This is a genomic window from Streptomyces sp. NPDC127119, from assembly GCF_042677425.1.
Classification (GTDB): Bacteria; Actinomycetota; Actinomycetes; order Streptomycetales; family Streptomycetaceae; genus Streptomyces.
This window is the reverse complement of sequence record NZ_JBHXTO010000033.1, coordinates 44,412-65,979: the sequence shown is the minus strand read 5'-3', so window position 1 is coordinate 65,979 and position 21,568 is coordinate 44,412. Positions and strand designations below refer to the sequence as shown.

The following is a 21,568-nucleotide window of genomic DNA, read 5'->3' as shown; positions in this document are numbered from 1 at the left end:
CCTTCGATACATGTCGAAGATTCTTTTCGTAGTGACCGGTGCCGATTTCTGGACTCTCGCGGACGGCACGAAGCACCCGACCGGATTCTGGGCGGAGGAGGCCGTCGCCCCGTACGAGGCCTTCAAGGCGGCCGGCCACGAGATCGTCGTGGCCACCCCGGGCGGTGTCACCCCGACCGTGGACAAGGGGAGCCTGGCCCCCGAGCTGAACGGCGGGCAGGAGGGCGCGGAGAAGGTCGCCGCCACCCTCGCCTCGTTCGACGAGCTGCGGCGCCCGATCCGTCTGGAGGACGTGGACCTCGACGCGTACGCGGCCGTCTACTACCCCGGCGGCCACGGGCCCATGGAGGACCTCGCGGTCGACGCCGACTCGGGACGCCTGCTCACCCGCGCCCTGGCGTCGGGAAAGCCGCTCGGTGTGGTCTGCCACGCCCCGTCCGCGCTGCTGGCCGCGACCACGGAGGACGGCGGCAACGCCTTCGCCGGCTACCGCCTGACGGGGTTCACCAACATCGAGGAGACCCAGGCGGGGTTCGCGGACAAGGCCAAGTGGCTGCTCCAGGACCGCCTGGTGGAGATCGGCGCCGATTTCCAGGAGGGCGAGCCGTGGGCCCCGTACGTGGTCGTCGACCGCAACCTCGTCACCGGCCAGAACCCCGCCTCCTCCGCGCCGCTCGCGGCCGAGCTCCTCAGGAAGCTCGACTGACGGCCGGCCGGTCACCTTCAGCGATCGGGCGGTGACGGACAGCCCATCGGCCGGAGCGGAATCCTGGCTTCAGCAAATCTGCACAGCGAATACGCAGTGGAGTCACGGCACGCGACGAATCCGCACAGCGGATCGTCGCGTGCCGTGTCATTGGCGAGGTGTGCCCGATTCACCTTCCGCCGCGTGTTGCCGAGATGTGGACGACCCCCGGGGCCATGTGAAGAAGTCGCCACCACGCGGTGCACGGGCCTGCACGGTTGAACCGATCCGGCTCTCGAATACCCGGATCGCAAGGCCCGTTGATTGGATGCGCGACACGGCACCGTGCTTTGATCCATTGCATCGCGGGGGCCGTTCTTCGGATTTCGGTTTCGGGATCCGGGCGCTCGCGGTCGCGGCCGACCATCTGTCCCCAGAGGGGGCCGCTCCCCCCTTGTGAATATCAATAGGAAGGGAAGTTCATCATGAACTCCACCCCCCAGGTCCAGACCGCCGAGATCTCCGACGCCGACCTCGACAACGTCTCGGGTGGCCTCGCGCTGAACGCCCTCAGCACCGTCACCGGCGCTGTCGACGGCATCGCCCCGGTCTCCGGCCTGGTCGACACCGTCGTCGGCACGGTCGAGGGCGCGACCGGCCTGAACACCGCCCCGGTCACCGGCCTGGTCGCCGGTCTCTGATCACTTCTGTGGTCGCTTAGCGTGCCGTGAGTCCCGGAACCATTCCCCCGGTTCCGGGACTCACGGGTGCTCTCCCTATTGTTTTGTTCTTCTGGCTCGGTTCGCCTTCGGGGCGTGCCATCAGTCGCTCGCAGGTGAGAATTCCGTGCAGTTCCGCCAACAGGCCCTCGCCAAACTGCAGTCACCGGAGGAGCTCGACCTGCCGGTGCGCTTCGCCCGCCCCCAGGGCTGGCTCGTGCTGTGCGTGACGGTCGTCGTCATGGCGGCCGCGTCGGTCTGGGCCGTGACGGGTTCCGTGGCGTCCACGGTGAACGCGCCCGCCATCCTCACGCACGGGCAGGGCAGTTACCTCCTGCAAAGCCCCGTCTCCGGTCAGGTCACCGCGGTCCTCACCGAGCAGGGCCGCCGCATCAAGGCGAACGCGCCCGTCCTCAAGGTCCTTACGGCCAAGGGTGAGACGGTCGTCCGCAGTGTCGCCGCCGGCCGGGTCTCCGGGCTCGCCGCGACGATCGGCGCGATCATCAGCACCGGCACGAACGTCGCCGCCGTGGAGAAGGTCGCCGCTTCCGACGACCCCCTGTACGCGACGGTGTACGTGCCCGCCGAGAACGCGGCCACGATTCCCACGAACGCCGCCGTCGACCTGACCGTCCAGTCCGTGCCGACCCAGGAGTACGGGGTGCTGCGCGGCCATGTGAAGTCGGTGGACCGGGCCGCCCAGTCACCGCAGCAGATCGCCGCCTTCCTCGGCGACGGCCAGCTGGGCGAGCAGTTCACCGAGAAGGGCAGGCCGGTGGCCGTTCTCGTCCGGCTCGACACCTCGTCCGGCACGAAGTCCGGCTACAAGTGGTCGTCCGTGGAGGGCCCGCCGTTCCGGCTCGACTCCATGACCATGGCTTCCGGCGCGATCCGCCTGGACGACCAGCGCCCGATCGATTGGCTGCTGCCGTGACCGCACCCCAGGACACCTCGTCCGCCGCACACACCACCGCGACCGAACTGCCCCCGCCCGTACGGGGCCGCCGCCGCTCGGCACCGCCCAGGCGCAAGGTTCCCAAGGGGCGGGGCAGACGCGTCCGTACGCCCACGGTCCTGCAGATGGAGGCCGTGGAGTGCGGCGCCGCCTCCCTCGCGATGGTCCTCGCCCACCACGGACGGCACATCCCGCTGGAGGAACTGCGTGTCGCCTGCGGTGTCTCGCGCGACGGCTCGCGGGCCAGCAACCTGCTGAAGGCGGCCCGCAGTTACGGCCTGACGGCCAAGGGCATGCAGATGGACACGGCGGCGCTCGCCGAGGTGCAGGCCCCGGCGATCCTGTTCTGGGAGTTCAACCACTACGTCGTCTTCGACGGGATCGGGCGCCGGCTGGGCCGGCGCGGGGTGCACATCAACGACCCCGCCAAGGGGCGGCGTTTCATCTCCATGGAGGACTTCGACACCAGTTTCACGGGCGTCGTACTCGTCCTGGAGCCGGGCCCGGACTTCGAGAAGGGCGGCCGCAAGCCCGGTGTCATGGGCGCGATGCCCGCCCGGCTGCGCGGCACCTCGGGGACCATGCCCGCGGCCGTGCTGGCCAGTCTGCTGCTGGTGGCGGTCGGCGCCGCCGTGCCCGCGCTCAGCCGTACGTACATCGACATGTTCCTGATCGGCGGGCAGACCTCGCTGCTCGGGGTGCTGTTCGCGTCGATGGGCGCGAGTGTGCTGCTGACGGTGGTGCTGACCTGGCTGCAGCAGGCGAACCTGCTGCGCGGCCGGCTGATCTCCTCGACGCTCAGCAGCGCCAGGTTCCTCCGGCATCTGCTGCGGCTGCCGGTCACGTTCTTCTCCCAGCGCAGTCCGGCCGACCTCGTGCAGCGCCTCCAGTCCAACGACGCGGTGGCCGAGACCCTGGCCCGCGACCTCGCTGCGGCGGGCGTGGACGCGATCGTCGTGGTCCTCTACGCCGTACTGCTCTACACCTACGATCCGCAGCTCACGGCGGTGGGCGTCGGGGTGGCCCTGCTCAACGTGGTGGCGATGCGGGTCGTGATCCGGCTGCGGGCGACCCGTACGGCGAAGCTGCGGGCCGACAGCGCGCGGCTGACCAACACGGCGTACACGGGCCTGCAGTTGATCGAGACGATGAAGGCGACCGGCGGCGAGGACGGCTACTTCCGCAAGTGGGCGGGGCAGCACGCCACCACGCTGGAGGAGCAGCAGCGCCTCGGGGTGCCGAGCGCCTGGCTGGGTGTCGTCGCGCCGACCCTGGCGACGCTCAACAGTGCCCTGATCCTGTGGATCGGCGGGATGCGGGCCGTGGAGGGACACATCTCCGTCGGTCTGCTGGTCGCGTTCCAGGCGCTGGTGACCCGCTTCACCGCGCCGATCACCCGGCTCAACGGTGTCGCGGGCCGTATCCAGGACTTCGCGGCCGACGTGGCCCGGCTGAAGGACGTCGAGAACTTCGCCGCGGACCCGCTCTACTCGCGGCGCGGCGCGAACGACAGCACCCGCAGGCTGCAGGGTCACGTGGAGCTGGAGAACATCACCTTCGGCTACAGCCCGCTCGACAAGCCGCTGCTGTCCGGGTTCTCGCTGACGGTCGGCCCGGGCCGGCAGGTGGCGCTGGTCGGCGGTTCCGGCAGCGGCAAGTCGACGGTGTCCAGGCTGATCTCGGGCCTGTACACGCCGTGGGAGGGCGTGATCCGGATCGACGGGCAGTGGCTGGAGGATATCCCGCGCGGCGCGCTCGCGTCCTCCGTGTCCTTCGTCGACCAGGACGTGTTCCTCTTCGAGGGCACGGTCCGCGACAACATCGCCCTGTGGGACCCGTCGGTCCCGGACGAGGCGGTGGTCGAGGCGCTGCGGGACGCGGCGCTGTACGACGTGGTGATGCGCCGCCCGGGCGGCATCCAGAGCCGGGTCGAGCAGGACGGCCGCAACTTCTCCGGCGGGCAGCGCCAACGCCTGGAGATCGCACGGGCGTTGGTGCGCAGGCCCAGCATCCTGGTGCTGGACGAGGTGACGAGCGCGCTGGACGCGGAGACCGAGCAGCTCGTGATGGACAACCTGCGCAGGCGCGGCTGTGCCTGTGTGGTCATCGCGCACCGGCTGAGCACCGTGCGCGACAGCGACGAGATCGTGGTGCTCCAGCACGGCACGGTCGTGGAACGCGGGCGTCACGACGCCCTGGTGGCGGCCGGCGGCGCGTACGCCGAGCTGGTCAGGGAGCGATGAGATGACGTCCGCCTACCCGCAGAACGGATACCGGGAGCCCACCGGGCAGGGGTATCAACCGTCCGAGCAGTACCAACAGCCCCCTGCCGAGGGCGACTACGTGCTCGCCGCGCTCGGCGGCATGGGCGTCCCCGTCGACGGCTCCGGCCTGAACCGCCTGGACCTCGAAGGACCGCACGTCCTGTGGCTCGTCGCGGCCGGGGCCATGGACCTCTTCGCCGTGGACGCGGCCCAGCAGGGCCACTGGCACCACCTCGGCCGCCTCGAAACGGGCTCGCTGCTGCTCGGCCCGGTCGCCGGACCCCAGCACACGCTGGTCGGCCGGCCCCTGCGCGAGTGCGTCCTGCGCCGTATCGAGCTGCGCGAGCTGCACCGCCCGCCGCAGACCGAGACCTGGACGTACGACGCGTACGGCACCCCCCAGTACGTACCCCCGTCGACCAGCCCCCTGGAGTACGCCCTCTCCCTCGGTGTCGGCCGGGGCCTCGCCATCCTCTTCGGGGCGCCGCTCGCCACCGAGCGGGGCGCGGCCCTCACCGACGACGACGTCCTGTGGACACAGGTACCGCCGGGCAGTGTGCAGTACGGCTCCCTGTACGGCGCCGAGGCCGCGGCGGACCTGCTGGTCGACCCGGCGATGTGGCAGACGATGGTCGACCAGCAGTACCGGCTGCTGGCCACGCTCGACCGCTGGATCGAGCAGCTGGAGCGCACCCACGAGACCCGGACGGCCGCGGGCATCAAGGCGGGCGAGGCGGTCCGCGCGCAGGCCGACCGCACGCTGCTCGCCTCCATCTCGAAGCGCTCGGGCCAGGGTCCGGGCGCGGCCGACGCCGATGCCACGTACGCGGCGTGCAGGCTGGTCGCGCGCGCGGCCGGGATCACCCTCGCCGATCCCGCGAAGGGCGGCTCGGAGAGCGACCGTCTCGACCCGGTGGAGCGGATCGCGCTCGCGTCCCGGGTCCGGGCGCGTGCCGTCCGTCTCGACGGGCGCTGGTGGCGCGACGACGTGGGCCCTCTGGTCGGGCACCGGGTCGCCTCGGGTGCGCCGGCCGCTCTGCTGTGGCGGCGCGGCGGCTATGTGGCGGTGCATCCGTCGAGCGGCCGGGAGACACCGGTGGAGAAGGCGAACGCGGCGGAGTTCGAGCCGCGTGCGGTGATGTTCTACCGGCCGCTGCCCGACCGTGGGCTGACCCCGCTGCGGCTGCTGGGATTCAGCCTCCAGGGCACGGGCGGGGACATGCGCAATCTCGCGCTCAGCGGTCTGGTGACGGTGGCGCTCGGCGCGCTGGTGCCGGTCGCGACCGGCAAGGTGCTGGGCGAGTTCGTGCCGAAGGCCCAGGAGAGCCTGATCGTCCAGATCTGTCTGGCCATCATGATCGCCAGTGTGGTGTCGGCGGCGTTCATGCTGATGCAGAACCTCACCATGCTGCGGCTCGAGGGCCGGATCGAGGCCACGCTCCAGCCTGCCGTGTGGGACCGGCTGCTGCGGCTGCCCACGAAGTTCTTCACCTCGCGCTCCACCGGTGAACTGGCCAGTGCCGCCATGGGCATCAGCGCCATCCGCCGCATGATGGCGGGCCTCGGCCCGGTGGTGGTCCAGTCCGTGACGGTCGGCGCGATGAACCTCGCGCTGCTGTTCTGGTTCAGCGTGCCGATGGCGCTCGCCGCGATCGGCATGCTCGTGGTGATCGCCGGGGTGTTCCTCGGGCTCGGGCTGTGGCAGGTGCGCTGGCAGCGCCGGCTGATCGTGCTGAGCAACAAGCTCAACAACCAGGCCTTCCAGACCCTGCGCGGGCTGCCGAAACTGCGGGTCGCGGCGGCGGAGAACTACGCGTACGCGGCCTGGGCGGGCGAGTTCGCCCGCAGCCGTGAGCTCCAGCAGCGGGTCGGCCGGATCAAGAACCTGACGACCGTGCTGGGCTCGGTGTATCTGCCGCTCTGCTCGCTCATCATGTTCATGCTGCTGGCGGGACCGGCCCGCGGAACGCTGTCGGCCGCCGCCTTCCTCACCTTCAACACCTCGATGACCATGCTGCTGACCTCGGTCACCCAGCTGACGGGTTCCTTCGTGTCGATGGTCGCCGCGCTGCCGATGTTCGAGGAGATCAAGCCGGTCCTCGACGCCGAGCCGGAGGTCCGCGTGGCGAGCACGCGCCCCGCCGAGCTGTCCGGGGCCGTCGAGGCGAAGAAGTTGTCGTTCCGGTACACCGACGACGGGCCGCTGGTCCTCGACGACCTGTCCTTTTCGATCCGGCCCGGCGAGTTCGTGGCGGTCGTCGGCCCCAGCGGCTGCGGCAAGTCCACGCTGCTGCGGCTGCTCATCGGCTTCGACAAGCCGGTCGCGGGCAGTGTGCTGTACGACGGCCAGGACCTGGCCGCGCTCGACCAGTCCGCCGTACGCCGTCAGTGCGGTGTCGTGCTCCAGCACGCGCAGCCGTTCACCGGCTCGATCCTGGACGTCATCTGCGGTACGGAGCCGTACACGCCCGAGGAGGCGATGGCCGCCGCGGAGATGGCGGGGCTCGCCGACGACATCAGGCGCATGCCGATGGGGCTGCACACGATCGTCTCGGGCAGCGGCGCGGTCTCCGGCGGCCAGCGTCAGCGGCTGATGATCGCCCAGGCGCTGATCCGGCGTCCGCGCATCCTCTTCTTCGACGAGGCGACCAGCGCCCTCGACAACGAGACCCAGCGCACGGTCATCGAGAGCACCCGCGCGCTCGACGCGACCCGTGTGGTGATCGCGCACCGGCTGTCCACCGTGATGGACGCGGACCGCGTCATCGTGATGGAGGACGGCCGGATCGCCCAGCAGGGCACGCCCGCGCAGCTCCTCGCGGACACGGGCGGCCGGCTGCACGAGCTGGTGCGGCGGCAGCTGCAGTAGGACCCGGAGACCGGGCTTCCGGAGCAGACTCGGGGACCGGGCTTCCGGACCTTCGAGCGGCCCTCAGGGTTGACCGCCGCGCATGTGACGTCCGTCTCGCTAGCGAAACTTTGTCGTTTCGATGAAAGTGGTCTAGCCTCGAAGAGTACGAAACAGTTTCGTTTACGTACTCCCCGTGCCGAGCGAACTTTCCCTGGAGTCCTCCCATGTCCAAGACACAGACCCTGTCCGAGGACGCCCGCAAGGGCGCCCCGGACGCACCCGGCGCGGCGCGCCCCGCGAACCGGTGGTGGATCCTCGCGATCATCGGTATCGCCCAGCTGATGGTGGTGCTGGACGCGACCATCGTCAACATCGCGCTGCCCTCGGCCCAGGCCGACCTCGGCTTCACCGACGGCAACCGCCAGTGGATCGTCACGGCGTACGCGCTGGCCTTCGCCTCGCTGCTCCTGCTGGGCGGCCGGATCGCCGACCTCTTCGGGCGCAAGCCCGCCTTCCTCATCGGTGTCGCCGGATTCGCCGGAGCCTCCGTGCTCGGCGGCGCGGCCAACAGCTTCGGGATGCTGGTCGTCGCACGCGCCCTCCAGGGTGTCTTCGGCGCCCTCCTCGCACCCGCCGCGCTCTCCCTGCTGAACACGACGTTCACCGACGCCAAGGAACGCGCCAAGGCGTTCAGCGTGTACGGCGCGATCGCCGGTGCCGGTGGCGCACTCGGCCTGCTGCTCGGCGGCCTGCTCACGGACGCGCTGGACTGGCGCTGGACCCTGTACGTCAACGTCGTCTTCGCCGTCGCCGCCTTCGTGGGCGGCTGGATCCTCCTGAACAACCACCGCGACGCCGCGAACTCCAAGCTGGACCTCCCGGGCGCGCTGCTGGTCTCCGCCGGTCTCTTCTCCGTGGTCTACGGCTTCTCCAACGCCGAGACCCACGACTGGGGCTCCGCACTGACCTGGGGCTTCCTGGTCGCTGGCGGTGTACTTCTGGCGGTGTTCGGCTGGTGGCAGACCCGCTCCGCGCACCCGCTGCTGCCGATGCGCGTCCTGCTGGACCGCACCCGCGCGGCCTCGTTCATCGCCGTCCTGGTGACCGGTGCGGGCATGTTCGGTGTCTTCCTCTTCCTCACCTACTACCTGCAGCTGAACCTGGGCTTCAGCCCGACCAAGACCGGTGTGGCCTTCCTGCCGATGATGGCCGCCCTGATGGTCATGGCCCAGGTGTCCACGACGATCCTGGTGCCGCGCATCGGACCGAAGACCGTCATCCCGGCCGGCTTCGCGCTCGCCGCGGTCGCGATGGTCTGGCTGACCGGCATCGACGTCGACTCGGCCTTCTCGACCGCCGTGCTGCCGCCGCTGCTGCTGATGGGCGCCGGACTCGGCATCGTGATGCCGCCCGCGATGGCGCTGGCCACGAGCGGGGTCGCCGCGGAGGACGCGGGTGTGGCCTCGGCCACGGTCAACACCATGCAGCAGGTGGGTGGTTCCATCGGTACCGCGCTGCTGAACACGCTCGCCGCGAGCGCCGCGACCAGCTTCCTGGTCGGCAAGAACGCGGCGGACCCGCTGGTGCGGGCGCAGTCCTCGATCGAGAGCTACACCACCGCGTTCTGGTGGTCCGCCGGGTTCTTCGCGGCGGGTGCGCTGGTGACGTTCCTGCTGTTCCGTCCCGGGGTGCCTGAGCAGAATTCTGACGCCGCGCCTGTCGTTCACATGTGACACATGTGACGCGGTTGCGTCGTCGCCGGGCCGAGGGGTCGCCGTCTTCAGGGAGACGGTGGCCCCTCTTCGCGTTCCCCTCCAGGGGGTTGCGATGTCGTCTGCGGCGGTGTGGACGGCTGGTCGCGCAGTTCCCCGCGCCCCTCAACGACGGGGCTGCGCCCCAGTCCTTGCCGGAGGGGGATGGGGCAGTAGTGCTGTCGCCGCCGCCGTTGTTGCCGCCATGGCCAGCCAGGGGGCTGCCGGGGGGAGGTTCGTGTCCAGGAGGGTGCCTGTGGTGGCGCTGCCCAGGAGGACCATGAAGCCGGAGATCGAGGACAGGGCTCCTGTGTAGAGGCCCAGTCTGTCGGTCTCGGCCAGGTCGGGGACCCAGGCCCGAGCCGCGGGGGCGACCAGCATCTGGCCCAGGGTCAGCAGGACCACGTAACCGGCCACGGGCAGGAGCCCCACTGTTCCCGTCCAGGCGGCCGGGCGAGCCGCGGCCACCACCGCGAACCCCGCCGAGATGAGCAACAGCCCCGTCACCATGGACCGGCGCAGGTCCAGGCGGTTGCCCGCCCAGCGTGTGACGGGCAGCTGGGCCGTCACGACCAGCAGCGAGGAGAGCGCGAACAGCCAGGCCAGCGGCGCCTGTGAGCCCGCCGCCCGCTCCACCTCGACGGGCAGCAGCTGGTACAGCTGGTTGTACGCGAGCAGATAGGCGCCGTACGCGCAGCACAGGGCCAGGAAGCGGCGGTTGCGTACCAGGCGGCGGAGTCCGCCACCGGTACGGATCCGTGCCCGGCCGGGGATGCGTTGCGGCAGCAGCCACGCGTGGCCCGCCAGGACGAGCACGAAGACTCCCGCCCCTGCCAGACAGACCGTGCGGAAGTCCACGCCCAGCAGCAGCGCCCCGATGAACGGGCCGACGAACGCGCCCGCCTGACCCGCCACGGTGAACAGCGCCAGTACGTGGGTCCGCGGGCCCTCCCCCGCCTCCTCCCGGCACACCGCCTGCCGGGCCACCTCCGACTCGACCGCGGGTGAGAAGAGCGCCGCGGCGAAACCGATGAGGAGGACCGCCCCGATGACCGCCCAGGTGGCTTCCGCGTACCCGAGCCAGGCGAAGCCCGCGATCCGCAGGACACAGCCGGCGAGCACCACCGGACGCACCCCGTACCGGTCCGCCAGCGCGCCGCCCACCACGAACAGGCCCTGCTGGCTGAAGGTCCGCAGCCCGAGGACCAGCCCGACCAGCCAGCCCGCCATGCCGATCGCCGTGCCCAGGTGTTCGGCGAGGAAGGGCAGGACCGCGGTGAAGCCGATGTTGAAGGCGAGCTGGGTGAGGACGAGCAGGCGCAGCAGCGGGGAGAGGGAGGTGAAGGTGCGGAGGGTGGTGAGGGGTTTCGCAGCCCTGGAGCGCGTTGCGGGTTCAGGCATGTCGTCGCCGGGCGCGTGCGCGTGGCGAGCGGGGCCGGCTGACGCCACCGGCCGTGACCGCGACGGCTCCCAGCAGGGCCAGTGCGGCGGCCGGTGCCAGTGACGCCCACGGCGCCCGTTCCGCGTACGGCTGGTTCTCGGACAGCAGCAGGCCCCACTCCGGGGACGGTGGCTGCGCGCCCAGGCCGAGGAAGCCGAGGGCCGCGAGGGACAGGGCGACCCCGGGCAGGCGGAGCAGGGCGTGGCGCAGGACCGGGGGCAGGACGGCGGGGAGGAGTTCGTGGCGCAGGAGTTGGAGCGGGGTCGCGCCGAGGCCGCGGGTCGCCGCGAGGTGGGTGGTGGCCTTCTCCTGCCGGAGCAGGGCCGAGGTGTGGGCGGCCAGGGGCGCCCAGGCGACCGCGGTCACCGCGAGGGCCGGGGTGGCGGACCCGCTGCCCGCGACCGCGGTGACCAGGAGGGCCGCCAGGACCGGCGGGATCGCGTTGACCGTGTCGGCGAGCGGCCCAGAGAAGCGCGGCAGCAGCCCGAGGAGAAGGCCCAGGAGCAGCGCGGCGGCGCTGACGGCGGCGGCCAGGGCGAGGGTGTCCAGTGCTCCGTGGCCGACCCGGGCCAGGACGTCGCGTCCCAGTGCGTCCGTGCCGAACGGGTGCGTCCAGGACGGGGGCCGGAGCCGGGCCGTGGTGTCCAGCTCAAGGGGGTCACGGGCCAGGCCGAGCGCCACGACGGCGAGCAGCAGGCCCCCGTACAGCAGGGGCGGTGTGGTGGGGCGTGACGGTGTCGGGCGGTGCAGTGAGGGCAGTGCGCCGTCGCGCAGGGCCGGGCCGATCAGCAGGCGCGCGCCGAGGCGGGCGAGGCCGCCGACGGCCGCCGCCAGCACGACGAGGGCCAGGGTGCCGGCCTGGAGGACGGGCAGGTCCTGGGCCACCGCGGCCTGGAGGGAGAGCCGACCGAGCCCCGGGATGTCGAAGATCTGTTCCACGGCCACCGCGCCGCCGGTCAGGCCGACGACGAAGAGTCCCAGGTTCGGCAGCAGGCCGGGGACGCAACGGCGCAGGGCCTGCCGTGCGACGGTACGGCCGTGGACTCCGCGCGCGGCGGCGGCCAGCGCCCACGGTTCGGCGAACGCGCCCGGCAGCAGGTCGTCGAGCATCCGTCCGAGCAGCGCGCCCGCGGGCAGGCCGAGCGCGAGGGCGGGCAGCACCATCCACCGGGGTCCGTACCAGCCGAGGGCGGGCAGCCAGCCGAGCTGTACGCCGACGACGGAGGCGAGCACCGAGGCGGTCAGGAAGTCGGGCAGGGTGGCCAGGAACGCCGAGCCGGTGCCCGCGGAGCGCCGTTCGTCGAGCCGTCGGCCGGCTCCGAGCCGCAGGGTCCGCGCGCACACCCCGGCCGCCGTGACCGCCGCGACGACCAGCGCCCCGCCCATCAGCAGCAGCGACACGCCGAGCGCCTGGAGGACGGACGGCATGACCTCCGCGCCGGAGATCCACGACCGGCCCGCGTCGCCGTGCAACAGTCCGCCGAGCCAGTCGCCGAGCAGCCGCACCGGCCCGGTGTCCAGGCCGAGCTGCGCGCGGATCGCGTCCAGTACCTCGGGGGTCGCGGTGCGCTCGGCGGACCGCGCCCTGAGCACGGTGAGCGCCGGGTCCGTGCGCGAGAGCCATGGCAGCAGCCCTACGCCGCACAGCAGGACGGCGACCAGGACGGCGCGCCAGAGCAGCACGGGCGCCCCGCCCCGGAAGGCGCTCCTGAGCGCGCGGCCCGCCCCGTTCACGTGCGCGGCCGCCCGTCAGCGCCGGGTGCCGACACCGACGAGGCCGCGCTCGTACGGGTCGAGGAGCACGCCGCTGACGTCGGCGCCGACGCCGGTGATGATCCGCTGGTGGACCAGCGGTACGACGGCGTCCGTGCCGAGGACCGCCGCCTCGGCGGTCATGGCGGCGTCCTGCCGCTCGGCGGTGTCGCCGACCGACTCGGCGTCGGAGACGGCTTCGTCGACCTTCTTGTCGCACAGGAGGGCCAGGTTGTAGCTGCCCTCGCAGGTGTGGTCGCTGGCGAGGATGGAGAGCGGGTCGCCGGTGTCGAGCATGGTGTTGCGGGCGGACACGAACGCGTCGAACTTCCCGGCCAGCGCGTCGCTCTCCAGCCGCGAGTACTCGCGCACCTCCAGCTTCACCGTGAAGCCCGCCTTCTCCAGCTGCTGCTTCAGCACCTGGGCGACCTCCGGCAGTTCGGGCCGGTTGTCGTACGTGGCCACGGTGACCGTCTTCCCGGCGGTGGAGCCCGCCGCGGCCCGACCGGTGGGCTCGACGCGCTTGTCGGCCGCCCAGGTGAGGGCGGGCCCGTAGATACCGACTCCGGCGTCGGCGTATCCCTCGTAGACGCCCTTGGCGAGGGCGGAGGTGTCGACCGCCTCACGGGCGGCGGCCCGCGTCCTCGCGTCCTTGAACGCACCCGACCTGGTGTTGAGCAGGAGGCTGGTCGTGCGGGTGGTGGCCGTCTCGCGACGGGTCGCCCTGTCGAGGGAGGCCGCCTGCGAGACGGGCACGGCCTCGGCGATGTCGGCCTCGCCGGTGCGCAGCGCGTTCGTCCGGGCAGTGCCGTCGGCTATGAACTTCGCGTCGACGCCCGAGGCCTGGGCACGGCCGCCCCAGTAGTCGTCGAAGCGGTCGAGGGTGGCCGCGGTGGTACCGGTCGTCCCGGTGAGTTCGAAGGGGCCCGTGGCGGTGCCGACGGGGCTGACGGCGTCCTTCTTCGCGTACGCCTTCGCCGAGAGGATCACCAGGCCGGGGCTGGACAGCCGCAACGGCAGCGCCGGGTCGGGGTCGGCGGTGGTGACGCGCACCCGGCCGTCGTCCGCGGCCTCGGCGGTCAGTTCGACACCGGAGAGGGCGGCGGTCACGGGGTCGGCGTCCGCGGCGCGGGTGAGGGCCGCGGCGACGGCCTTCGGGGTGACCTCGGTGCCGTCCTGGAAGGCGGCGTCCCGCAGGGTGAACAGCCAGGCGCGGTCGTTCTCGCGGGTCCACGACTCGGCGAGCGCGGGGGCGGCGGCGCCGTTGGCGTCGAGGCGGGTCAGGCCCTCGGTGACGCCGAGCCTGCTGAGGAGGGTGGCGTCGGCACCGTACGGGGAGAAGTTCTCGGCGGGCGGGAAGGCGAGCGCGACCTTCAGCCGGGCGCCCTCCGTGCCGCTGTCGGAGGACTCGTCACCGCCGCCGGAGGCGAAGCAGCCGGTGAGCAGGGGCGCGAGCAGCAGTCCGGCGGCGAACCCGCGACGGCGTGGCAGAGGGAGCATGGTCACTTTCGTTCGGTGCGGGGTGCCTGATGCGAGCGGGCCGCGTCGTCGGGGCAGTCGTTTCGGGGCAGCCGTCAGGGCAGGGGGACTTCGAAGTGGATGATTCCCTGGCCGCCGCCCGGTTCCTCGCGCTCGTCGTGGACCGCCTTGCCCAGCGAACGCCAGAACGCCTCGGCGCCGGGCACCGACGGATCGGTGTGCAGATAGGCGGCGCGATAGCCGCCGTCGGCCGCCGCGAAGTCGAGCAGTCCCGCGACGAGCCGGCGGGCCAGACCCTGTCTGCGGTCCTCGGGGCGGACGTACACCCGGCGCAGCTGGGCGGTCTCGCCGGAGGGGTAGCGCTCGGCCACGTGGCGCGGGTTCGGCGGGTGGGCCGGGCCACGCGCGTCGAGGGCGGCGGTCGCGGCCACCGTGCCGTCCCGCCGGTCGACCGCGACCAGCAGGGTGTGGCGGACGGGCGCGACGTAGGCACCGTGGAGGTCGATGATGTCCCGGTGCCAGCGGGGCACGTAGCCCGTGCCGAAGTCCCGGTACACGGTGTCGAGCATCACGGAGCGGGCGCCGTCGACGTCGTCGGGGGTCGCCGTTCTTATGCAGTAGTCGCGCACTTGCGCATCATATGCATTAAGGCTGTACGGGGGTCGCCCGGGGGCCGGTGGATCAGGGCTGCGCGGGGCCGCCCCGAGTCAGGCCGGTGCGGCGCCACGGCGCCTTCCACACGACCCAGACATGTCCGTCGGGGCCGTGGTGCACGTTCAGGCCGTCGACGACGGCGAGCAGCGGCAGATTCTTGGCACCGGCCTGGTCGTCGGCGTCCAGCGGGACCGCGACGTCGTCGGTGGCCGCGACGGTGATGCCCGAGGGGTCCGCCGTGAGGACGATCCGGCAGGTGTCGGCGGCGCTGCGCGCCAGCAGGCATCTGCTCGCGGAGCAGCCGGCGTCGAGGACCGGCGAGACGAACGACAGCGGGGCGTCGATGACCTGTGTCACCGCCACGGCGGCCGCTTGGGCCGCGAACTCCCCGTCCTGGCGCGCGAAATGGGCCGTGAACTCCATCTCCCGGACAGGCTCCATGAGCCCGTGCTCGGTGAGCAGTGCGGGCCCGTCCGAGGAAGCACGTACCGGCGTTCCCACCGCCAACCCTCCTCGGCCAGACAGTCGTACGAAGTGCGTGGTGCGGCCGGGGACTGGGGCAGCACGGTGACTGTACGTCGACAACACCCCCATGAATAGGGCACGTTGAGTAAACATAAAGACCAAAAGTCAACTGCTACAGCCGAAGTTCACTAGGTCGAGTGAACTAGATCTTGCGTTGAGCGCGGTATGGATGGTTCCGGCGCGCTGCGGGTAACAACCGAGATCGAATACGCCTGCCCCTGTACGAGGTGGAGCCGACATGCCACCCCAACCCCATGATCATGCCGCCGGACCAGCCGAGGGCGGTACCGAGCAACCCGGGCTCGCGGACGCGGCGGAGCCAGGGGCCGAGAGCGCGGCGAGGTTCCGCCCGCCCCCGGCGAATCCGTATGCGCACAGTTACCCGGGCCCCGGGTTCACCGTGGTCGAGGTGCTGGGCGAGATCGACATGGCGACGGCCGGCGCCCTGGGCGAACATCTGGACGCCCTGACCTCGGGCGGAGCGCCCCAGGTCGTGGTGGACCTCCGGGCGGTCGAGTTCTTCGACTGCTCGGGGCTGCGGGTGCTGTGCCGGGCCGAGCGCCGGGCCGGAGAGCACGGCGGCAGCCTCCGTCTGGTCTCCGACCAGGCCCGTATCCACCGCCTGTTACGCGCCTGCGGCCTCCTGGGCCGCTTCCCGCCCCTGGCGGAACTGCCTCCCGCGCCTCCGCCCGCCCCCGAGGCCTGAGGAGATCTACCGGACCGTCCTCCCGAGCCGTTCGAGATAGGCGTCGAGCGCGGCCGAGCCCCGCAGCCGGGTCAGGCTCCGGCGGTGCAACTCCCGCTCACGTCCGGCCAGTTCGGCCCGTACCCGCTCGGGGCTTCCACCGGCGCGCAGTTCGGCCAGGACCGGCGCGATGGCGGAGAAGGGGTGCCCGCCGCGCCTCAGGAGGGCGACGATCCGGGCCAGCCGCGCCTCGGACGCCGAGTAGGTGCGGTAACCGGTGGACCTCTCGCGCGTGGGCCGCAGCAGACCGCGGGCCTCCCACAGGCGCAGCACGGGGGTCCGCACACCGATGGCGTCGGCCACCTCACCGATCCGCAGCCCGCCGCGGTCCGCCGCCGGGGTGTCGAGCGTGACCAGCGTGTCCAGGACGCCCAGCACCTCGGCCAGTTCACCCCGTTCCCGGTGGAGTTCGGCGTGGCCGGCGTCGAGTACGGCGAGGGCGGTCTCCAGGTCGTCTCCGTGCACCGCGCGCATGACGGCCCCGGCCGTCGGCCAGCCGTGCCCGGCGGCGAGCGCGCGGACGGCCGTGAGCGCGTCGGCGTGCACGTCCGTGAACACGCGGTAGCCGCTGTCCGTGCGTTCCACGGGCGGCAGCAGGCCCGTCTCCACGTAGTTGCGCACCTGTTGGGTCGAGATACCGGCCGCCCGTGCCAGATCGACGACCCGGAGTCTGTCACCCACCCCGGCTCCTCACGCTCGCTCCGCCACCACCGGTTGAGGGTTTCAGCGTACGACGCTCTCCGGAACAGGCCGTTCGCCGGCCCAAGTCTCACTAAGCAATTCAATGGAACGATTGAAGGCAGATCGACAGCGGATCGAAGACAACGGTTGAAGGCAACGGCTGAAGGCAACGGCAATCCCGAAGAGGAGAGCGCCCGAATGAAGTTCACTCTCGAAGTCGACATGGCAGCCACCGGTTGGGAGGGGAACGCGGTCCAGGAGCTGGAGCGGATCCTGCGCTACTGGGGCGGGAACCTCCGGCACTACGAGCTGAAACCCGGTGACGGGTCGGCCCTCTACGACTCCGGACATCGCGAGGTCGGAACCTGGAGCGTCACCGCGGGGCGGTGACGCCGGACACGCCAGAACCGGCGGAGAGACGGCCCCACTCCGTCTCTCCGCCGGCCCCTGTTGCGAGGTCACGCGGCACTCCGCGACGGGACTCGCACTCCCCATCCGCTTACGCGGGCCTCCGTCGACGCACTCGGAGAACCGCGCGACCCCGGCCCTTTCAGTACGTGAAGACGGTCGTCCCGTAGGAGTTCTTCACGCACTCGTTGGAGAAGGTGCGCTCGTACGAGATCCGCTTGCCCTGCCAGACGCCGTCGACCGTGACGACGACGGGGTCGTACTCACGGGTGCACAGGACGTCGGATCTGGTCGGCAGGGCGTTGAGGTCCCCGCCCGCCGACCGCAGTTCGGCGCAGGCGGAGAACGCGGCCGGGTGGGTTCCCGAGGCCGTCGGCGCACAGTTCAGGGTGACCGCGCGTTCAGGTGTGGCTTCGGCCGCGATCTCCCCGTGGCCCGTGGTGAACACCAGGGACGAGGGGGCGTAGAGCGCGGTCGGCGATGAGGCGGCGAGGGCGGTCCCGGCCAGGGGACCGCAGACGGCGGTGGCCGTCAGGGTGATCGTCGCTGCCCAGCGCGCGGTGTTCGGCATTGTGTGCATCCTTCCGCTCGGTCGAACGCCGCACCGGCTCGGTGTTGCCGGTGCGGCGAGCGCGAGTCTGCCGATTCCGCGGCGGAAACACACCTCGACCCCACGCGTTTCAGTAACCTTGCGTATTGAATCAGTGGCGCGAAGTGACGGAAATCGAACACGCCCCCCTTGGAACTGAGCGGGCGCCAGGTCGCCGCGGAGACCCGCTGGCCGGATATCCCCTGCTCAGCAATAGGCCTGAAACATTCCGCTTCGAGCTGAGCGCACGCCTCTTGCGTCTCGCCGCGAGGCGAGTAATCGTCATTACATGATTACAGCCGAACAGCACGAGAAATTGCGCGGCTGGTTCGCCGGCCGCCTGCCCGACGACCTCTTCGAGAGCCTCGGCGAGGTCACGGCCGACCGCGAGGAGATCACCGTCATCGGCCGCATCCCCGAACCCCGGCTCGCGGAGGGCGCGTCGGACGCCGAGCGGGAGGCCGCGATCGGCTCCCGGATCCAGGAGTTCCGCGAGCGCACCCGTGACGCCCGCGTGGCCGTCGCCCGGGACGCCGAGCACCGCTTCCAGAAGAAGGTCTCGTGGGGCGTCGAGTGCGGAAGCGAGCGCGCCCTGTTCACGCATGTCGCCGCGCCCGTCATGACCCGGCTGCGCCAGCCGCAGCGCCAGGTGCTCGACACGCTGATCGCCGCCGGGGTCGCCCGCAGCCGCAGCGACGCCCTCGCCTGGTGCGTACGTCTCGTCGAGCGCCACACGGACGACTGGCTCAGCGAGCTGCGGGACTCCCTGGAGCAGGTGCAGCGGGTCCGCGCGCAGGGCCCCGACGGACCGGACCCCACCCCAGCCCCGGACCTCGCCCCGGAGGACAAGCCGACCGCCACCGCCACCGACGAAGACAGCTGAGCCCCAGGACCGCGACCAGCGACCAGCGACCAGCGACCAGCGACCAGCGAGGGTACGCGGGATGCGCGGGAGTGGAGCATTCCTCCACCTCGGGCCGTAAAGATGGACGGTTCATCCACTGGTGCGGCCCTCGGTGTGCCCCATAGCTTCGGCAGACCACCGCACCAGGGGACGGCTTCCCCGCGCCGCGCGCACCCCCGCGCGGCGACACGCCGTCCCGTCAGCCGCGTCACCACGCGCTCCCCCGCCCAGCCCGCCAGGGCCGGTCCTTCGCTGGAGCCCCTCCTTGTCCCAGAACTCCCCGCTCGCCCCGGCCTCACCCGTCACGCCGCCGCCGTCGCTCACCGAGGTCGAGCCGTACGGTGTCGAGCGGATCCCCGACGCGGACCGCAGCGCGAGCCCGCTCGACCTCTTCCGGCTCGCCTTCGGCGGAGCCAACACCTTCTCCACCTGCGTCCTCGGCGCCTTCCCCATCCTCTTCGGGCTCTCCTTCTGGCAGGGACTCGCGGCGACGCTCCTCGGAGTGCTCGCGGGCGCGCTGATCCTCTGCCCGATGGCGGTGTTCGGCCCGGTCAACGGCACGAACAACGCCGTCTCCTCCTCGGCCCACCTCGGTGTGCACGGCCGGGTCGTCGGCTCGTTCCTGTCGCTGCTCACGGCGATCGCGTTCTTCTCGATCTCGGTGTGGAGCTCCGGGGACGCCCTGGTCGGCGGCGCGCACCGGCTCTTCGGCCTGGAGCGCAGCACCCTGTCGTACGTCGTCGCGTACGCGCTGTTCGCCGTACTGGTCCTCGCGGTGTGCGTGTACGGGTTCCGCTTCATGCTGTTCGTCAACAAGGTCGCGGTGGCCTCGGCGACCGTGCTGTTCCTGCTCGGCCTCGCGGCCTTCGCCGGGGACTTCGACCCGTCGTACGCGGGCATCTTCACGGCGTCGGCGGACGCGGCGACGCAGGATCTGTTCTGGCCGTCGTTCATCGGCTCCGCGCTGATCGTGCTGTCGAACCCGGTGTCCTTCGGGGCGTTCCTCGGCGACTGGTCGCGCTACATCCCGGCGAGCACGCCGCGCCGCCGGGTGGTCGGGGCCGCGTTCCTGTCGCAGATCGCGACCCTGCTGCCGTTCGTCTTCGGCCTCGGGACGGCGAGCATCATCGCGACCAGGGCTCCGGAGTACGTCGATCCGGCGACCCCGAACTTCGTCGGCGGGCTGCTGGCCATCTCGCCGAGCTGGTTCTTCCTGCCGGTGTGCCTGCTCGCGCTGATCGGCGGCATGGCGACGGGCACGACCGCGCTGTACGGCACCGGGCTCGACTTCTCCTCCGTGTTCCCGCGGCTGTCGCGGGTGCAGGCGACGGTGCTGGTGGGTGTGCTGTCGATCGCGTTCATCTTCGTGGGCCGGTTCGGCTTCGACCTCGTCCAGAGCATCTCGACGTTCGCGACGATGATCATCACGTGTACGACGCCGTGGATGGTCGTGATGATGCTGGGCTTCCTCACCCGTCGCGGCTGGTACGACCCCGACGCGCTCCAGGTCTTCAACCGGCGCCAGCGCGGAGGCCGTTACTGGTTCACGCACGGCTGGAACTGGCGCGGCATGACCGCCTGGTGGGTCTCCGCGCTGCTCGGTGTCCTCTTCACGAACATCCCCGGCCAGTTCGTGGGACCGCTCGGTGATCTGGCCGGCGGGGTCGACATCGGACTGCCGATCTCCCTGGCCGTCGCGGCGGTCCTGTTCCTGGGCCTGCTGTGGTTCTTCCCCGAACCGAGGGCGGCGTACGGTCCGCGGGGCGCGCGCCTGGTCCGTACCGTGGACGTGCCGGTGCCGCCGATCACGGGACCGGGCACGGAGGACGATGCCGGGCCAGGTCACGGCGCCGCAGCCACGGCGGACCGCGGCCCGGTGGCGACCGAAGGCTGACGGCTTGCGGCTGACGCCTCCTGGAGCCGGGCCCGCGCGGACAGCGAGCACCCCGTACCCCGTTGCCCCGTACCCCTGACAGCGAATTCCGGACAGCTCCTGCGTCAGGGGGGCTGCCCGGGAACGCCGTCTTCGTAGACTGCCCCGCCATGGGAGAGATCTACGGACTGGGCGAGATCACCTGTCCGTCCGGTCAGTTGGTGATCGTCGACGGCGGTCATCTGGGCATGTGGAGCGGAGAGGGTTCACCGGCGCTGGTGGACCCGGGAGCGTTCGGCGTCCAGGAACCGGCGGTCGCCGCCGATGTGGGCGCGGCGACCGACTTCCTGATCACCGGGCCCGACGCCGACACCGCGGCCCACTCCTTCGGCCGGCAGCCCGGCCGGACGCTCCACGACATCCCGGCGTCCAGGGCCGCGCACCTGGTCGAGCTCTTCGGCGCGCACTGCCGGGAGCAGGGCCTCGACGCCGCGCTCGAAGCCCGCGCCGAACGGGTGCCGCACCGGGAGCGCGTACGCCGGTGCGCGGAACGCGGCGGAGGCTGCTTCCAGATGAACGGCGTACCGGTCGTGGCCCTCGGCGGATTACCCGGGGACCGCCCGCTGCCGGTCCTCGCGACGGACAGCGGCATCGTGATCCCCGTGGACCCCTCCCCCGCCGTCGCCACCGTCAAGTCCCTGGAACTCGGGGAGATCCGCGTCGACTGGGCCCGGCTGTTCTTCGGCGACGCCGACGCGCTGAGCGCCTGGCGGCACGACGATCCCGTCGACGGGCTGGCCGACGTCGCGTTCTGGGGTGCCGCCGAGGCCGACGCCGCCGACGAGTTCGCCGCTCCCGATCTGGGCGGGCCCGGCGAGAAGGGCGTGAAGGGCTGGACGGGACTGCCGGTGCCGGACGCGATGCGGCTGGCCACCGCGCTCTTCGACTGGAAGGACGCGGACCCGCGCAGGCGCCTGATGGTGGACTTCCGCCCGCACTCCCACCACTGGCAGATCATGCGAGCGGTCCGCGCCTCCCCACTGGACGCCGGCACCGTCCAGGTCGGCGGCGCACAGATGCTGTGCGCGATGACAGGCCAGGGCGACGGCCGGCTCCCGGTCACGGCAGACCTGTCCCCGACGGGTCACCTGGTGTCGATACGGGTGTCGTTCCCGGTGTGAGCGTGCCGTTCCCGTGCTGGACGGATCTTGTTCCGCTCGTCAGGATCGTTGCGGGGTGTGGGACGGGACCGTACGGGGTCGGGTATCGGATGCAGGGTGAGAGGCGGAGTG

Annotated in this window: 18 protein-coding genes; 11 read left to right on the top strand and 7 right to left on the bottom strand. The window is 71.7% G+C overall.

Annotation, left to right across the window (positions count from 1 at the left end; all coding sequences use genetic code 11):
- The first annotated feature begins 10 nt into the window (after positions 1–10).
- The 6 genes from ACFVH5_RS17380 (at position 11) to ACFVH5_RS17355 (ending at position 9,207) form a co-directional block, all read left to right on the top strand.
- The gene (locus ACFVH5_RS17380; RefSeq protein WP_385834532.1) at positions 11–706 is read left to right on the top strand and encodes a type 1 glutamine amidotransferase domain-containing protein; all 696 of its coding nucleotides are present in this window, start codon (positions 11–13) and stop codon (positions 704–706) included.
- Positions 707–1,170: 464 nt separating this feature from the next.
- Complete coding sequence (locus tag ACFVH5_RS17375) at positions 1,171–1,386, top strand: type A2 lantipeptide (RefSeq protein ID WP_210886663.1); 216 nt, start codon at positions 1,171–1,173, stop codon at positions 1,384–1,386.
- Positions 1,387–1,531: 145 nt separating this feature from the next.
- A complete protein-coding gene (locus ACFVH5_RS17370; RefSeq protein WP_385834531.1) occupies positions 1,532–2,338 on the top strand; it encodes an HlyD family efflux transporter periplasmic adaptor subunit in 807 nt (268 codons plus the stop codon).
- Positions 2,339–2,385: 47 nt separating this feature from the next.
- Positions 2,386–4,602: an NHLP family bacteriocin export ABC transporter peptidase/permease/ATPase subunit gene (locus ACFVH5_RS17365; RefSeq protein WP_385834540.1), complete on the top strand. Its 2,217-nt coding sequence runs from the start codon at positions 2,386–2,388 to the stop codon at positions 4,600–4,602.
- Between the two features lie 121 nt (positions 4,603–4,723).
- Positions 4,724–7,492, top strand: a complete 2,769-nt coding sequence (locus ACFVH5_RS17360; protein ID WP_385834539.1) for an NHLP bacteriocin export ABC transporter permease/ATPase subunit — start codon at positions 4,724–4,726, stop codon at positions 7,490–7,492.
- Between the two features lie 206 nt (positions 7,493–7,698).
- Positions 7,699–9,207, top strand: a complete 1,509-nt coding sequence (locus ACFVH5_RS17355) for an MFS transporter (protein ID WP_385834530.1) — start codon at positions 7,699–7,701, stop codon at positions 9,205–9,207.
- 144 nt (positions 9,208–9,351) lie between these two features.
- Here the strand turns inward: ACFVH5_RS17355 and ACFVH5_RS17350 are convergent, their stop codons facing one another.
- The 5 genes from ACFVH5_RS17350 to ACFVH5_RS17330 form a co-directional block, all read right to left on the bottom strand.
- Complete coding sequence (locus tag ACFVH5_RS17350) at positions 9,352–10,626, bottom strand: MDR family MFS transporter (RefSeq protein ID WP_385834529.1); 1,275 nt, start codon at positions 10,624–10,626, stop codon at positions 9,352–9,354.
- A complete protein-coding gene (locus tag ACFVH5_RS17345; protein ID WP_385834538.1) occupies positions 10,619–12,349 on the bottom strand; it encodes an ABC transporter permease subunit in 1,731 nt (576 codons plus the stop codon). Before ACFVH5_RS17345 ends, ACFVH5_RS17350 begins: the two co-directional genes overlap by 8 nt.
- Positions 12,350–12,415: 66 nt before the next feature.
- On the bottom strand, positions 12,416–13,918 hold the full coding sequence (locus ACFVH5_RS17340; RefSeq protein ID WP_385834528.1) for an ABC transporter substrate-binding protein: 1,503 nt from the start codon (positions 13,916–13,918) through the stop codon (positions 12,416–12,418).
- Between the two features lie 74 nt (positions 13,919–13,992).
- Positions 13,993–14,526 (bottom strand): GNAT family N-acetyltransferase, encoded by a 534-nt coding sequence (locus ACFVH5_RS17335; protein WP_384801855.1) that lies wholly within the window; start codon positions 14,524–14,526, stop codon positions 13,993–13,995.
- 52 nt (positions 14,527–14,578) lie between these two features.
- Complete coding sequence (locus tag ACFVH5_RS17330) at positions 14,579–15,052, bottom strand: hypothetical protein (RefSeq protein WP_385834527.1); 474 nt, start codon at positions 15,050–15,052, stop codon at positions 14,579–14,581.
- Between the two features lie 262 nt (positions 15,053–15,314).
- On the opposite strand from ACFVH5_RS17330, the gene ACFVH5_RS17325 reads away from it, so the two are divergent.
- On the top strand, positions 15,315–15,782 hold the full coding sequence (locus tag ACFVH5_RS17325) for an STAS domain-containing protein (RefSeq protein WP_385834526.1): 468 nt from the start codon (positions 15,315–15,317) through the stop codon (positions 15,780–15,782).
- A 6-nt stretch (positions 15,783–15,788) separates the two neighbouring features.
- Here the strand turns inward: ACFVH5_RS17325 and ACFVH5_RS17320 are convergent, their stop codons facing one another.
- On the bottom strand, positions 15,789–16,502 hold the full coding sequence (locus ACFVH5_RS17320; protein ID WP_385834525.1) for a MerR family transcriptional regulator: 714 nt from the start codon (positions 16,500–16,502) through the stop codon (positions 15,789–15,791).
- A 198-nt stretch (positions 16,503–16,700) separates the two neighbouring features.
- Between ACFVH5_RS17320 and ACFVH5_RS17315 the strand changes: the two genes are divergently transcribed.
- Positions 16,701–16,892, top strand: coding sequence for a hypothetical protein (locus ACFVH5_RS17315; protein ID WP_385834524.1), 192 nt, complete (start codon positions 16,701–16,703; stop codon positions 16,890–16,892).
- 160 nt (positions 16,893–17,052) lie between these two features.
- On the opposite strand, the gene ACFVH5_RS17310 is transcribed toward ACFVH5_RS17315, so the two are convergent.
- Positions 17,053–17,481: a protease inhibitor gene (locus ACFVH5_RS17310; protein WP_384801870.1), complete on the bottom strand. Its 429-nt coding sequence runs from the start codon at positions 17,479–17,481 to the stop codon at positions 17,053–17,055.
- A 307-nt stretch (positions 17,482–17,788) separates the two neighbouring features.
- On the opposite strand from ACFVH5_RS17310, the gene ACFVH5_RS17305 reads away from it, so the two are divergent.
- From ACFVH5_RS17305 to ACFVH5_RS17295, 3 genes are all read left to right on the top strand, one after another.
- The gene (locus ACFVH5_RS17305; protein WP_385834523.1) at positions 17,789–18,382 is read left to right on the top strand and encodes a hypothetical protein; all 594 of its coding nucleotides are present in this window, start codon (positions 17,789–17,791) and stop codon (positions 18,380–18,382) included.
- A gap of 286 nt (positions 18,383–18,668) precedes the next feature.
- Complete coding sequence (locus ACFVH5_RS17300; protein ID WP_385834521.1) at positions 18,669–20,297, top strand: purine-cytosine permease family protein; 1,629 nt, start codon at positions 18,669–18,671, stop codon at positions 20,295–20,297.
- 149 nt (positions 20,298–20,446) lie between these two features.
- On the top strand, positions 20,447–21,457 hold the full coding sequence (locus ACFVH5_RS17295; protein ID WP_385834520.1) for a hypothetical protein: 1,011 nt from the start codon (positions 20,447–20,449) through the stop codon (positions 21,455–21,457).
- Positions 21,458–21,568 lie beyond the last annotated feature (111 nt).